The following is a 14,855-nucleotide window of genomic DNA, read 5'->3' on the forward strand; positions in this document are numbered from 1 at the left end:
CACCTTAAAATACCCAGGGCACGGCGCTGAGAAGAGGGTTAAGAGGAAGGTTGCCAGGAAGGTAAAGAGACGCCACCAGTGTGTTAAGCTCACTCAAAACAGGCAGGACCCTGATTCATGGAATACGACAACGTCACCTTTATGGCTTACGTGAGCGCCGCAGTGGTTTCAGCACTGCTGACCATCACGTACGTCTACCAATACTTCAAAGAACAGAACACCGCCCTCTTCGCCCCGGCCGCCGCCGTCCATACCCTGAACCTGCTGGTGATCGTGGCGGGCATCACCCATACCTGGCCGGCCAACGACTGGGCCTTTTTTGTCGAATGCCTGCACTACGCCATCTGGACGCTCTCGATCTACCTCACGCTCAAGTCGTCGTCCTCCCAGGCCGACCTGCCCCAGAGCCTGCGCGTACTGTTCCTGCTCGGCTGGCCGATCACCCTCTTTGCCCTGATCACCAGTATCACCACTCTGGAAGTGTCATTTTCGGTCGAGGCCTGGCTGACCCTGTCTATGGCGGTAATCGGGCTGGTCAGTGTCGAGCAGCTGTTCCGCTACGCCGCCACCAATGACCGGCAGATCAAACTGCTGTGCATGAACCTGGCCGCGCTGTTCCTGTTCGACATCTATCTGTTTACCCACGCGCTGATTTTCCAGCAGATCGACCCACTGCTCTGGCAGTCCCGGGCCGCAGTGACCATCGCCACCTGCCTGTTCATGACCCTCGGTGGCCTGCTGCTTCTGCAGCGCTCGGACCGGCCGGCCAATCTCACCCTGTCGCGCCCCATCGCCTTCTATACCACCTCGCTGATTGCGGTCGGGGTGCTGATCACCGTGCTGGCCCTGGGCGGCTATTACGTGCGCCTGTACGGCGGCAACTGGGGTACGGTGATTTACAGCTTTGTGCTGATCGGCGCGATCCTGTTGATCACCACCGTGTTCATCTCCACCACCATCCGCTCGCGGTTGTCGGTGCTGATCAACAAACACCTGTTCCGGCACAAGTACGACTACCGCAGCGAGTGGCTGCGCCTGATCAATTACCTGGCGCAACCGGCCGAAAGCAGCGAGGCCACCGAGCGGGCCTTTTTTGCGGTGGCCTCGGTCACCAAAACACCCGGCGGCGCCATCTGGATTCGCAATCAGGGGTTTTATGAGCCGGTGTATCAATCCGGTCTGCCAAGCTTTATCGACCTGCCCGAAGAACCGGTGGACAGCGCCTTCTGTCAGACTTTTTTACAATCGGAGTGGGTGTTTTTCCCGGATTCAGGAGAGGACCAGGCGCTGAGCCAGTACAACGAATTCCTGCCCTCCTGGGCCTATAACATTCCGGACCTGTGGTTGCTGTTTCCGTTTATTGTGGGCGACGAACTTATCGGCTTCATGGCGCTGACCAAACCCGTGGCGGATGCCTCGCTGACCTGGGAAGATCTGGACCTTCTGAAAACCATGGGGCGCCAGCTCGCCAGCTACCTCAAACGTCACCAGCAGGCGGAACAACTGGCCGAGGGTCGGCAGTTTGATACCTACAACAAACTGGTGGCCTTCATCATTCACGACCTGAACAACCTGATCGCCCAACAGGCCCTGGTGGTGCGCAACGCGGAGAAACACAAAGACAACCCCGAGTTCATTGACGATGCCATCCACACCATCAGCAACTCCGTCGACCGGATGAACAACCTGCTGAAAAAGCTCCGCACCGATGGCAAAGATCTCGTCACCCGGCTCAACATTGACGAAGTTGTAAAAAAAGCCGTCGCCGAATGTTGGCGGCAAAACCCCTCGTTGACCGTTGAAACTGACGACTGTGAGCGGTACATTGAAGCAGACGAAGTTCGCCTGGTGATGACCTTCACCCATTTTATTAAAAATGCCCTGGAAGCGACTCCGGATGACGGCGAGGTTCATGTTACACTCAGATGCGATAACCACGATGCGGTGATCACCATCGAAGACAACGGGGCCGGTATGGATTGGGACTTTATTCACAATCGACTGTTCAAGCCCTTTGAGACCACCAAGTCCGGCAAGGGAATGGGCATCGGCGTTTACCTCTCGCGTGAATACATCAACGAGTTACACGGCACACTCAATGTCATCAGCGCCGTAGGTGAAGGCACCACCGTTACCGTGACGTTACCCATCGATTAGGGCTCAGGCAAGAAGGCGACATGAGCAAAAACAACAAACACACACTACTGATTATTGAAGACGACCGCGGCCTGCAGAGTCAGCTGCGCTGGCACTTTGACGACTACGAAACCGTGTTCGCCGAGAACCGCCAGGACGCCATTGCCGCGCTGCGCCTGCACGAGTCCTCGGTCATCATTCAGGACCTGGGGCTGCCGCCCGATCAGGACGGAGTAGATGAAGGCTTCAAGTGCATTGAAGACATCATCCGCATGTCGCCCAGCAGCAAAATCATTGTCATGACCGGCAAGACCGATCACGAGAATGCCATTCGTGCGATCGCCATGGGTGCCTACGACTATTACGAGAAACCGGTCGAACCCCAGACCCTGGACCTGATCGTCCAGCGCGCCTTCAACATCTTTGACCTGGAAGAAGAAAACCGCCGCCTCTCCCGCCTGCAGCAGACCCCGCTGGAAGGACTGGTCACCAACGACCCCCAGATGCTCAAAATCTGCCGCATGCTGGAGAAAATCTCCCCCACCAGCGTCACCTGTACCCTGCTGGGCGAGAGCGGCACCGGCAAAGAGATCATGGCCCGCGCCATTCACCAACTGAGCCCCCGGCGCAACAACCGGTTCATCGCCATCAACTGCGCCGCCGTGCCCGAGAACCTGATCGAGAGCGAACTGTTCGGCCACGAAAAAGGCTCCTTCACCGGCGCCGGCAAGCAGAGCCTGGGCAAGGTGGAAACCGCCCACGAAGGCACTCTCTTCCTGGACGAAATCGGCGACATGCCGCTGAACCTGCAATCCAAGCTGTTACGCTTCCTGCAGGAACGGGTCATCGAGCGGGTCGGCGGCCGGGAAGAAATCCCGGTGGACGTGCGGGTCATCTGCGCCACCAACAAGAACCTGCAGGAAATGGTCAAAGAGGGCAGCTTCCGGGAAGACCTCTACTACCGCATCTGCGAGATGGTGGTCGACATCCCGCCCCTCAGAGCCCGGCAAGGGGACAAGGTCCTGCTGGCCCGCCACTTCATGCTCAAGTTTGCCAAAGAGCACGACCAGAAGATCAAGGGCTTCACCCCCGACGCGGTCCAGGCCATCGAATGCTACCCCTGGCCCGGCAACATCCGGGAGATGGAGAACAAGATCAAACGCGCCGTGATCATGGCCGACAACAAACACATCACCCGAGACGACCTGGGGCTGGAAACCGACAGCGAAGACCTGTCCATCAACCTGCGCCAGGTCCGCCAGGAAGCCGAACGCCACGCCATCCTCCGAGCCGTGGCCATGACCGACAACAACATCTCGGCGGCGGCGAAGTTACTGGGAATTACGCGGCCGACGTTTTATGACTTGATCAAGAAGCATGACATCCCGTTGGCGAGTCATGCCAAAGCGGAATGAACCAGGCAACGTAGAAGCCAACAGCCAAAGGAATGAACAATGAATATCGCAAAGATATTTCGGCGTAATTTTACCTGACGCCAACACACAACAGAAACCTCGCTGCGATTGATAATCATGGAAACCGCAAATGGCTAGCCTTATCGAAACCAACCCCCTTGTTAGCGTTATCATGCCGACGTACAACAACGCGGAACTTATTGGGGAAACCATTGACTCCGTTCGAGCCCAGACCTACCAAAACCTGGAAATAATTGTTGTTGATGACGGCTCTACCGACAATACCGAGGAAGTGATCAAGGAACTGATGCAAACCGACACCCGGGTACACTATAAGAAAATAGCGAACTCCTATAGTCCAACAGCCAGAAACATAGGCTTCAAGATGGCGCACGGCGATTATGTCGCCTCTATTGATTCTGACGATCTTTGGCCCGCAACAAAAATCGAAATGCAGCTGGAAGCACTAAACAACAATCCCGACGCCGTGGTCGTCGGTTGTGTGCAACGTTTTACCGAAGATTCAGAGGGGAACAAAGAATTCGGGACCATCAGTTGCCCTCCCTCTCAAGCGGGAGACTACGTCCATAACCTACTATCAATGGACCACCAGCAAATGGTGAACCTGAACACTCTCTTCGCCAAACGATCCACTATCTGTGCTGACGGCCTCTGGGATCCGGAAGTCTGGACAGCACACGACTGGGAAGTGTGGATCCGGCTTGCGAAGAAATACCCTTTTATTCATACCAACGAAGTGCTGCAACATTACCGAAAGCATCACAGCAGTGTGACCGGTCAGCACAAATGGAAGACCGCCTTGAAATATCAGTTACTGGTGGTCGACAGGCACTCACCGAACGGGGTTAAAAATCTCTGGAAAAAGCTCTCTTACCGAAGACTGCGCTACCACTCTTACATCAGTATTCTCCTGTATGATAATCGTGTAGGTGCCGCCACCAAACTATGGTTTCGCTCCACGTTTAGATCGAACATGCTTGTATCACTATCAGGAACCAAACTTCTGGTAGAAATCGCCGCAAAGGCTGTTCGACGTCAAGTAGAACCAGAGAATGCAAAAAATGTCTAAATTGAGCCTAATGCTGAAAGGTTCAGCCCTGAGAACCGCTGAAGCTGTTGTAGCAATCATCGCTGGCTTTATTACGCTGCCGATGTTGCTTCACCACCTCGGTGAAGATCTTTACGGATTTTGGGTGCTGGCTGGCAGTTTTACAGGGCTTATGTATATATTCGATCTGGGCTTTGCCGCAGCCGTAACTCGCAACGTCACTCACGCCATATCCAACGCGGATCATACCAAGGCCAACAAGGTTATTAACTCCTCCCTTTTGATATACACGGGTTTATGTGCCGTTATCGTTCTGGTGGTAATACTTGTTGCGTTCTTTTATCGCCCCGATCTATCCGATGTTATCTCGGAACGCGAATTTCAGTTAGTGCTGATTTTGTTGGGACTCACAGTTGCTGCAGAATTCCCCGTCAAAGCCTTCGCGGGAGTGGCCACAGCCCACTACCGCTATGATCTCCTATCAACTTACCGCATTGCTTTAAAAGTCGCATCCACCATAACGGTCATCACACTGTTATATCTGGGCTATCAAGTCATTGCGATAGCAACGGTTGGCCTTATTTTTGGTGCCGTAGGCAACCTGTTATTTTACATTCTCGCAAAGGCGATTTATTCGGAGATGCGCTTATCTCGCCAATACGCCGAAAAGAAAACCATGAAGGAGTTGTTCAGTTACAGTAGCTGGGCGTTTTTGATCGATGTCAACCAGATGATCAAACAGAGAATCGATATTTTCTTTATCGGCGGTTTTATTTCGTTGGCCGCGGTTAGCGTATATTACGTTTCTGTGCGCCTGGTTGAGTATTCCAGTCAGTTATTGTTCAAAATGTTGAATATTGCCTTGCCCGTCCTCACCGATCACACGGCAAGAGCAGACAAGGTCAAGTTTCGGGACGACCTGATTCTATTCAACCGCATGAACTGCTATTGCGCCGCCATCACCATAGGCGGGTTTATCCTGTTGGGCGAACCCATATTGTACTACTGGATGGGGAGCGATTTTGACTACCAAACAGGCTACCATATTCTCCTGGTATTGCTATTTGGACGCATGAGTTCACTGGCGGCGAACGCTTTCAACACAGGGCTTCTTGCCACCAGTCAACACAAACTGACGGCAAAAATCAGCTTCTTCGAAACCTGTCTTAGCGCGCTGCTTCTGGGAATAGGGCTGCCGATTTATGAACTCGGCCCCCTATTTGCCGCCTATGCCATATCCGCTCCTTTACTGGTCGGTCGCCTCCTACTTTTGCCAATCCTCGCCGGCAAGGCGTTATCTGTGGAGAGGTTACACTCACTGATGATAGGCTCATTCCGGCCTTTACTTTTGATACCGATGGTTTACCTTTTGGATCTGTCTCTCAATAGAGACACACCTGAGATCACCTGGAACCTGGCGGCGACTGTTCTGGCTGCCGCCGGAATAGGGCTGGCTTTTCTCATATTTGACATGTCCGCTCGCGAGCGTGGCCTGGCCAAAAGGGTCACTCCCCGCTTTCTGATCAAACGCGAAGCTTAATATCAGTTTTTTAAGGCTCAGAGAATGACGCAAGAATACCCTCTGGTTACTATCGTGATAACGACGTTCAACTGCGAACAATATGTAGAAGAAACGATCCAAAGCGCGGTCGATCAAGACTACCCTAACCTTCAGATAATACTGGTAGATGACGGTTCTTCGGACAATACTATCGCACTAGCGGAGCGCTTCTTGCCTAAGATTGAGATTGTTAAACAATCCAATAGCGGCGGACCATCTAAGCCCCGGAATACTGGCCTCAAGATGGCAAAAGGAGTCTATATCTCGTTCCTGGATGGGGACGACCTATTGGAGCCGGATAGAACCCGACGTCAAGTCGAGGCTCTGGAGGATCACCCGGACGCTGCCATGTGTGTCGGCGACTATCGTAACTTCAAGAATGGCGTGGTAAGCGAAGGGCATTTTTCAACCTGCCCACAACTAAGCAAAGAATTTCAACACTCAATAACGAAAAACACGCTGATTTTTCCAAAGGGTAAGGCGGCGAACCTTCTCCTTGAAGAGAACTTTAGTATTACCGTCTCGGTCATGTACCGCACTGAACTGGTTAGAAATCAGAACGGCTTTAGTGAACAGCTCAAGGCTTGCGAAGACTATCATCTAAACTACCGTATGGCCGCCAACCACCCCGTGGTGGTAATAAATGAGTTTGTATTCAGGCGGAGAATGCATGATAGTAACGTGAGTTCAAACACATTGTCTATGCTTTACCATTACACCAAAAGCCGCATCCTTCTGATGGAGCAGGAAGATAGCCCGATTCGCGCCTTAAAGCTGAGGAATCGTGCCCGGAGCTATTTCCGATCCTTCGTGAAACTTGCCATTAAAAAGTTTCAACATGAGCGCCTACTCCAGGCTTTACCTCTAGCCGCCGACCTATACCTTAAAAGAATGCCATCCCAAAAATCATAACAGCAGGAAAAATGTAGGGTCGGAAGCACACTATATTGTGGTAATTGATAAAAATGTCCAACAATTTACACTCACATTCACAATCAGTGTTCCGCACGGAGGCTTGGACTCAAGCCTGGCTGGATACCTGGGGGAAAGACATTTCGAAGGGACTGATCGATCTGGGTGGCCGAGGCAATCCCCTGGAAATGCTTTACCGGATTCCGCACCGATTCAAGCGTGTCATGCCAGTATCGGTACTCTGTCTGGTCGGCAACGGTTTTGGCACCTTGAGCACGCCTCGTTCAGAGTACAACGATATTTCTGATCTGATACGAGAAAGCGGCAGCATACATGAACTTAGTAAAGAGCTACACAAACTGCCTTGGCAGCAGATGTGCTTAACTGACATCGCAGCCGGATATCAGGAAGAGGACGACGTACTCTCTCTGATTGACTTTGAGCCCTGGGGCAACCATCTGATCAAAGAGGAGCCAGGCTATTCAATAGAGAATATGGATTTTGATCACTATTTAGCCAAGCTTGGCAAAAGCACGAGACTCGCGTTTTTCAACCGTCGATCACGGCTCGAAAAGCACGGAGAAGTGCAACGCCAACAGTATTCTCTAATCGAAATAGAGCAGTTTTTTCAATTGCTCAATGATTTTCATATTCAGCGTTGGGGCAACCCCTGTTATTCAGGTCAGTCGATGAACTTCATGAAAAACTTTTGTCAGCGATTGATCGACAGTGGTGGAGAGGCAGTTCCAGAGGCAATCATGGTAGACGGCCAACCGGTTTCGGTACTTTTCGACGTCATATGGCAGAACAGGCGATATAATTTACAGAGTGGCTATCATGAACACTTTGCCCACAAGATTCCACTCGGGTCATTACACCTGGGTTATGCTATTGAAGACACACTAAAGGCAAGACAAAATTACGATTTTCTAGCAGGCCAGGGCAAGAAAACTGACTACAAGGAAAGGATCGCGACTCACACAACTCTCCTGAGAAGCCACATCGCCACAAGAAGCTATTGGAAAATTGTCAAGAGCGTTCAAATAAAGGCGCAACATCGCCTTAACAAAATGAGCCATCATCAATGACTAATAACACAGCTAACTCTCTTGAAAATTTGAAAGGATATCCTTTCATTTTTATTGTGGGAGCACCTCGCTCGGGCACTACGCTCCTCAGCTCTATGCTGAATTCCCACAGCGAGATCGCCATTCCCTATGAGTCGAACTTTATGGTCCATTGCTATAACAAGTATGGACTGACGCCGAATCTCACCAATGATTCAGACTTGGAGAACCTGATTGACGAGATACTTTCAGGGTACTTTGTGTCCAAGTGGGAACCACCAGTACGCAAAGAAGATCTGGACCTTGACAAGTGCAGAGATTTACCCGGATTAATCAATGAGATCTACCGTTGTTACGCAAAAAAGAAGGGGAAGCCAATCTATGGCGACAAAACGCCCGGATACACTCCCGATATTCATGTTCTTAATCGAATATTCCCGAATGCCAAGTATATTCATATAATAAGAGACGGCCGCGATGTGGCTTTGTCTTTATTGGACAGGAGCTGGGGACCGTCCAATTTTCCTATCGCAATGCAATTCTGGAAAGAGATGGCCACCCTTTGCAAAGTCCAGCTTGCCATGCTTCCACCAGACCGCTATTTAGAACTGCGGTTCGAAGACCTGGTTCGTGAACCAGAGGAGAACTTAAGAAAAATATGCTCACTCCTGAAAATAGATTTCCAGAATGAAATGGTAAGTAGCTACTCGAACGAATGGGACAGCTTACCGGATGCAGTCAAGAGAATACATGCAAATCTTCAACAAGGACCTTCGGAAAATCAATGCTATAAATGGAAGAGCGTCCTGGACGGCCCAGATCAAGCTATAGCCTATGAAATTTCTGGGGATCTGTTAAATCAACATGGTTACGACGTCTCTGTCAAACATCACAAGCTCAAACTCCTTAAGAAGCTCTACTATAGAGTACAGGAATCAGTTGCCTGGCGGTTAAAGAAAAAGTAAGTGCCCAACCACGCGGTTATGATCGGTCGGGGTTGGTCAGGCACTTACGTAGGGGGGACCCTCCTAGTCCAGAACCATGATCTGAGTGGTATCGGTAAAGCTCGAGCCTGCGGCGCTGCCTCCGCCAGCGACAATCAGCCGGTTGCCGATGGTCGCATAGGCACCGCCGTGCCTCGGCTCGGGCGCATCATCCAACTGACTCCAGTTGCCCGTGGCAGGATCGTAAACATCCACTTCGTAGAACATCTGTCCCGGTGAGTCAGGATTCTTCTCGCCACCGACCACCTGGAGCTTGCCATCGATGGCACCTATGGCGAAGGTACGCCGTCCTCTTATGACGCCGCCGTCGCGCCAGCTGCCCACTTGCGGGTTGTAGATCTCCATGGAGTCCACGCCTTCTGCCAGGGTGGAGCCGTCGGAGAGCCGGTGGCGGCCGCCCAGCACGTAGAGCTCACCGTCGATGACCACCGTTCCCGGGTTGTCCCGCTCTTGAGCCATGCTGGGCCCAAAAGACCAGCTGTTGCTGGCGATATCGTAGATCATCAGGCTCGCTACCGAGGCGCCGTTGCCGCTCATGCCGCCGGCAACGTAAATTCGCCCGTCGATCACTTCAGCCCGTATGCCGCCCATCGGTTGGGGCATGGGTGCCAGGCTGTTCCAGCTGTTGGCCGCGATGTCGTAGCGCCAGAGTTCGTCCACGGCGCCGGAGAAGGGACCGCTGGAGCCTCCCATCACGTAGAGATAACCGCCGTCGGCCGCCACGGCCGGGTTTTCAACCGCAGTTCCCGGCTTGCTGGCCAATTGCGCCCACGCATCGAAATTCGGGTCGTAGCGATAGACGTGGTTGACCGGACCGCTGGAGAGTTTGCCGGCGATACTGTAAAGGTATCCGTCGGCGCCGACACTGCCCGGGTCCAGAATCTCGACCGGCATGGGCTGGGCGGTCGACCAGCAGGCCACCGGATCCAGCCGCAGGGCGGTGACTTTACCGCCACCGAACTCGCCCACGAACAGGTCGCCGTTGCGCTCGGCAATCACGAGTGGGTCATTGAACCCGGTCGCCAGGACCTCCTGGGATTCGACCGCCAGGCCATCTCCGGTCAGCTGCACCCGCACAATATCATCACCCAGGGAGTAACGGACGATTAACAGGTCCGTCTGTAGCCTGCCACAGGCCCTGGAAGAGCGATACTCAATGATGCCGTTAGCCGAGGCGTTCATGCCCAGATCGCTCATCGGAGGCTCATAGTTGGGCAGAGGTGCCACACCTTGCAGCCTGCCATCCTGGAAGACACACTCATCACGGGAGGGGTTGGGGTGGCCATAGTAGCGGCCCTGCTGAAGCCGGACCAGGAAGTCGGGCTGTGACCCGGGGTTGTGGCCGCCCTGTTCCACAGGGACGGCGCTGGCAATGCCGCTGCAATCGGGCTCCGGCCGGGGCGGGAAGCCGCCGGTCACGCCTAGGCCATTGTCAGGCGCGTAGATCTCGCCGTTGGAGTGGAATACAAAGTCGTAGGTGTTGCGCAAGCCGGTGGCGTAGGTCACCACGTCGCAAGGGGCCGGACCGTAGATGTCCTCGTTGTTGGCGCAGCTGCCGTCGAAGCCGCCCGCAAATACATCGGCCACCAGCAGAGCGGCGGACAGAGGCTGTTCGGCCCGGTCTTTGAACTCATTGGGCTCGTCCACCACCGCGCCGGCGCCGGTGTTGCCGCCGGAGGCAATGTAAAGACGGTCGTCGGCGCCAAAATGGATGTGGTTGATGGCATGGTTGGCTTTGGCGCGCGGCAGGCCGGTGATCACCTGCTCAACGGTCCCGAAGTTGGGGCCGGACAGCCGGGTGACGGTGCTGGAGTTGGCTACGCCGTCATTGATTGAGGGGCTGGAGGAGGCGACCCATAGGGAAAAGACACTGTCGTCCGAGGGGTCGTCGTCATAGTAGGTTATGCCCAAAGTCAGGCGCTGGCCCAGGGTGTCCGTCAGGCTGGTGATCACCTCATCCGAAATTGCGTTCAGGTTTTCGTCGAAGGTGAGCGCGTGAATGGTGCCGAACAGCTCGGTAACATACAGCTTGCCGTCCGGCGCCCACACCATGGCGGTGGGAAAATCCAGCGGATGGGAACTGCGGCTAAAGGAGAAGGCCGTCTCTACCGCCTCGCTTACGGTGGCCTCCACCGCGAAGCGCTCGAACTCGTAGGTGATCGGCGCCGGGCCGTGACGATTGGTGGTCATGATGCCTGTAAAGCTGCGGGTGCCGATCTCCGGGTCAATGCCAGCGGCATCAAAACTGAAAAATTCCGGCTCAACAATAATGTTGTCCACGTGGGTGCGGAAGCCGCCGTTGATTAAGTAGTAGGCATCCACCGCCCGCGTGCTGGGGTTGGCAATCAGCTCCAGCTCCAGCCGGCTCCCACTGAGATCGCCGACCTTCCTGGCCGTGCTTTTAGTCCAGACGCCGTTCTGTTCGTAGGCGAACTCCACCACCGGGTCGGCGAGGAAGGAGTTGTACACCAGCTTGACGTAGTTGTCCTCGTTGTAGCCGAACCAGAGGCCGGCCTGCTCGTAGTTGCCGGTGCCGGGGTGCGGGTTGTTGAGGGTAGTGGTGATTTTTGTGATCTGGTTGGGGCCGGCAAAGCCCACGCCCAGCGGATTGATCTGGTTGTTCACGTCCAGATGCAGGATGCCCTTGGTGGAGGTGATATCCAGCACGCCCGCGCCGAGATTCAACTCGACGTTGTCCTGTAGGTAGGAGTCGACCTTGCTCGACGGCAACACATAGGTAAAGCCCATGCCCTGACCGAACAGGTCCAGCACACCCCCGGCACCCTCCTCGAACTCCAGGATGTAGGGTAAATTCACCCTTACTTCGGAGCATGGCACCGGACCGCAATCGGTCTGGTCGGCGACCTCCAGGGTGACAAATACCGTTGTCGGCCCGTAGTCGGTAGCAGTCAGTTCCAGCTCCGCCTTGTACACACCCAGATCCAGGCCGTTGCTGTCGACCTTGAGCGTTACCGTCTCCGGCGCGAAGCCGTCGTTACCCTCAACCGTGAGCCAGAACTGGTTGGACTGGTCGCTGTAGGCGGTGGAAGAACCGTTGCTGGTGGAAATGTCGAAGGAGCTCGTGTGGGTGCCCGAATCCGGCGGCACCGTCAGGGTGATCTGACCCGGGTTGGCCACCAGGCTGGGCAGACCGTCCAGCACGGTCAGGGCCACCGGCAGGCTGACGGTGGGCAGAGCGTCGCTGACGATGGTGACCGTGGTTTCATAGGTACCGCCGCTGAGCCCGCTGGGGTCCAGCGTCAGGGTCAGCTCCTCAGGCGCGGTACCGCTTGCCGGGCTCACCCCGAGCCAGGACACATTTTCGCTGACACTGAAATTGGGCGTAATGCCTTCGGCGCTAGCGTTCAGGCCCAGAGACACAATCACGCCCCGGGGGGAATCGCCCGAATTGGCCGACTCGAAGACTTCTTCGGGCGATAGGATAAAGGCGGGGTCAGGGTTGTTGGCCACGGTGAAATTGGCCCCGAGGGTCTCGTTACCGCCGTTGCTCTTATAGACGGCCACGGTAACAAAGTTATTGCCGTCGGCCAGAGTGGTGGTATCGAACGGCAACGCCGAACCGTTCGAGGCCGTGCCGGCCAGGTCGTAGGGGGCCAACCGCTCGATCTTGTCGGGCGTGCCGTCGACTAGGGTGTTGATATAGAACTCTACCTTACTGACGCCATCCTCCGGCTGCAGGTGCACGTAAGCGTTGCCCACCAGCTCCTGGCCGTCCAGGCCCACGGAGTGGCTGCGGTCACTGGCGGCACTCACCATCACCGTAAAGCTGTTCGAATCCAGCGTCTCGTAGGTGAGGGACACAGGTATAGTGTCGGTAACGGGCCCCTCCACCACCAGCTCCGCCTGGTAGGTGCCCGGATCCAGCCCCGTAACATCGACACTGACAGTGTGGGTGGCCGCAGTCATTTCCATATCCGGCTGCACGAGCAGCCAGCCCGCCGTGGAGGTAATGGTGTAAATCTCTTCGGCGCCCTCTGCATAACTGATATCCACGGTGGCCTCGGCGGTGGTTTCCGGATCCGTAACCGTGAAACTGAGCGAATCGGGGGAAAAGTTGAAACCCCCGCCGCTAAGGGTGAAATCGCCGGAGGCGTAGTCGAGGGAGCCGTTCGACAGCTTGAGTTCGGCGGTGACCGTGTAGTTCCCGGCGGCCAGCAGCGTGGTGTCCAGGGGTTGCGCCGAGCCATTGTAGGCCGTGCCGGCCAAGTCGTAGGGGGCCGCGCCCTCCTTCTTGTAAGGACTACCGGCATGGCCGGGGTCGTTCAAGTAGAAATCGACAGACGAGACACCGGAGTCCGGCGCGGTAAAGACAAAGATATCCCCCAGAACCGACTGACCCTGAAGCACATCGGCCGCAGAGCGATCAGAGCTGAGTGAAACCATCAAATCATAGGTTCCGCTGCTCAAGTTGAGCTCCAGCGTCACCGGAATGGTAATGGGATTCAGACTGGAGGAGGAGACGGTTATGGTCGCGTTGTGGGTGCCCGAGCTCAGAGCGCTGGAGTCCAGGGCCACATTGGTGGAAAACGGCGTGGTTCCGGAAGCGGCGCTGAACGAGACCCAACTCTGGTCAACCCCGAGGCTGACATCCACCTCGCTGCCAGCGGACGTCTCCACCGTCAGAGGGCGGGTGATGATCGACCGGCTGTGGAGTGTTTCAGAAAAGGAGGCGGGTGTTGGCTCCAAAACTGCCGTCGAGTTGTCCACCAGGATGGTGGCCGTCAGGTTCACCAACGAGCTGTCATCCAGGGTGACCTCGGCGGAGATCAGATGCTCGCCATCGGGCAACCGGGTGGTGTCATAGGGCCTGGAGTTGCCGTTGGAGGCGGTGCCCGCCAAATCCCAGGGCGCCAAACCCTCCCTCTGGTGGAGGCTACCGTTGACGTAAAAATCGACCTTACTAATGCCCGCATCTTCGTCGATAAAAGTGTATATATTTCCCGACACCTCGGAACCGTTCAACACCGTCGCGCCGGCCCTGTCAGGCCCCGGAGAGTGGACAATGCCATAACCCCAGGCGTTGGCGGCGGAGATGAGGAAAATAAGAAAACAAACGCACAGCCTTGGAAAGCTGGCCCCAACTGAATAGCCAGAGCTTAAATCCTTCATTTTCTACCCACCTATATTAAAAATCCGTCTTTAGAAGGCAGCTCAGTTGTATACTTTGCTGCCGAAGCAGCTGGCTTTGCGATTGCTAGTACAGCTCAGCAATTATTCTGCAATTGTTGCGCCACACTGGAAAATCGTCCGCAAGTCGTTGTTTTTAAAGGAGTGTCGTCTAGAACCACACCCTGAACAGGCATGCCTACGTAAAAAAAAGCTACACAAGCCAAGTCCTACCTACCCCTACGTGTCGACCTGAATCCATACACCGCATCAGGGAGTGAAACTCTATTTCAGAACCCGCGCTTCAGGAGCGTAACAATGCCCAAAACGCCATCAGACATGCATGAGAATCAAGTGACTCCCAACCCCAACCAGGAGAAGCGCACCCGGCAGCGTTTCTCGACTGACTACAAGCTTAAAATCCGGGCTGAGGCCGGCACTTGTCAGCATGGCGAAGTTGGCCAACTGCTTCGCCGGGGAGGGGGAGAGCAACTCTTCACCAGCCAGCTGGCCGCTGGAGGCGCTAATAAGCTCATGGCGCATTATCGACATTAACGGTTTAAG

The 14,855-nt window shown here is 54.8% G+C and carries 9 protein-coding genes; 8 read left to right on the forward strand and 1 reads right to left on the reverse strand.

The window, feature by feature from the left end:
• The first annotated feature begins 117 nt into the window (after positions 1-117).
• The 7 genes from prsK to AAE484_RS02250 all read left to right on the forward strand — a co-directional run bounded on the left by prsK (position 118) and on the right by AAE484_RS02250 (position 9,125).
• Complete coding sequence (gene prsK, locus AAE484_RS02220; protein ID WP_341936697.1) at positions 118-2,157, forward strand: XrtA/PEP-CTERM system histidine kinase PrsK; 2,040 nt, start codon at positions 118-120, stop codon at positions 2,155-2,157.
• Positions 2,158-2,177: 20 nt separating this feature from the next.
• The gene (prsR, locus tag AAE484_RS02225; RefSeq protein WP_341936698.1) at positions 2,178-3,551 is read left to right on the forward strand and encodes a PEP-CTERM-box response regulator transcription factor; all 1,374 of its coding nucleotides are present in this window, start codon (positions 2,178-2,180) and stop codon (positions 3,549-3,551) included.
• A gap of 130 nt (positions 3,552-3,681) precedes the next feature.
• Positions 3,682-4,641: a glycosyltransferase family 2 protein gene (locus tag AAE484_RS02230; protein ID WP_341936699.1), complete on the forward strand. Its 960-nt coding sequence runs from the start codon at positions 3,682-3,684 to the stop codon at positions 4,639-4,641.
• On the forward strand, positions 4,634-6,160 hold the full coding sequence (locus AAE484_RS02235; protein ID WP_341936700.1) for a lipopolysaccharide biosynthesis protein: 1,527 nt from the start codon (positions 4,634-4,636) through the stop codon (positions 6,158-6,160). The genes AAE484_RS02230 and AAE484_RS02235 overlap by 8 nt, the downstream gene beginning before the upstream one ends.
• 24 nt (positions 6,161-6,184) lie before the next feature.
• Positions 6,185-7,093, forward strand: coding sequence for a glycosyltransferase family 2 protein (locus AAE484_RS02240; RefSeq protein WP_341936701.1), 909 nt, complete (start codon positions 6,185-6,187; stop codon positions 7,091-7,093).
• Positions 7,094-7,146: 53 nt separating this feature from the next.
• On the forward strand, positions 7,147-8,181 hold the full coding sequence (locus tag AAE484_RS02245) for a GNAT family N-acetyltransferase (RefSeq protein ID WP_341936702.1): 1,035 nt from the start codon (positions 7,147-7,149) through the stop codon (positions 8,179-8,181).
• Complete coding sequence (locus AAE484_RS02250; RefSeq protein WP_341936703.1) at positions 8,178-9,125, forward strand: sulfotransferase family protein; 948 nt, start codon at positions 8,178-8,180, stop codon at positions 9,123-9,125. The genes AAE484_RS02245 and AAE484_RS02250 overlap by 4 nt, the downstream gene beginning before the upstream one ends.
• 63 nt (positions 9,126-9,188) lie before the next feature.
• Here the strand turns inward: AAE484_RS02250 and AAE484_RS02255 are convergent, their stop codons facing one another.
• Positions 9,189-14,039 carry a Kelch repeat-containing protein gene (locus tag AAE484_RS02255; protein ID WP_341936704.1) on the reverse strand — a complete coding sequence of 1,617 codons (4,851 nt, stop codon included), beginning with the start codon at positions 14,037-14,039 and terminating at the stop codon, positions 9,189-9,191.
• A 570-nt stretch (positions 14,040-14,609) separates the two neighbouring features.
• Between AAE484_RS02255 and AAE484_RS02260 the strand changes: the two genes are divergently transcribed.
• Positions 14,610-14,846 carry a hypothetical protein gene (locus AAE484_RS02260; protein ID WP_341936705.1) on the forward strand — a complete coding sequence of 79 codons (237 nt, stop codon included), beginning with the start codon at positions 14,610-14,612 and terminating at the stop codon, positions 14,844-14,846.
• Positions 14,847-14,855 lie beyond the last annotated feature (9 nt).

Source organism: Marinimicrobium sp. C2-29 (genome assembly GCF_038419845.1).
Classification (GTDB): domain Bacteria; phylum Pseudomonadota; class Gammaproteobacteria; order Pseudomonadales; family Cellvibrionaceae; genus Marinimicrobium.

Coding starts and splice junctions, on each gene's coding strand:
- AAE484_RS02230 (WP_341936699.1), top strand. CDS start 3,682: ATGGCTAGCCTTATCGAAACCAACCCCCTTGTTAGCGTTATCATGCCG.
- AAE484_RS02260 (WP_341936705.1), top strand. CDS start 14,610: ATGCCCAAAACGCCATCAGACATGCATGAGAATCAAGTGACTCCCAAC.
- AAE484_RS02245 (WP_341936702.1), top strand. CDS start 7,147: ATGTCCAACAATTTACACTCACATTCACAATCAGTGTTCCGCACGGAG.
- prsR (WP_341936698.1), top strand. CDS start 2,178: ATGAGCAAAAACAACAAACACACACTACTGATTATTGAAGACGACCGC.
- AAE484_RS02235 (WP_341936700.1), top strand. CDS start 4,634: ATGTCTAAATTGAGCCTAATGCTGAAAGGTTCAGCCCTGAGAACCGCT.
- prsK (WP_341936697.1), top strand. CDS start 118: ATGGAATACGACAACGTCACCTTTATGGCTTACGTGAGCGCCGCAGTG.
- AAE484_RS02240 (WP_341936701.1), top strand. CDS start 6,185: ATGACGCAAGAATACCCTCTGGTTACTATCGTGATAACGACGTTCAAC.
- AAE484_RS02250 (WP_341936703.1), top strand. CDS start 8,178: ATGACTAATAACACAGCTAACTCTCTTGAAAATTTGAAAGGATATCCT.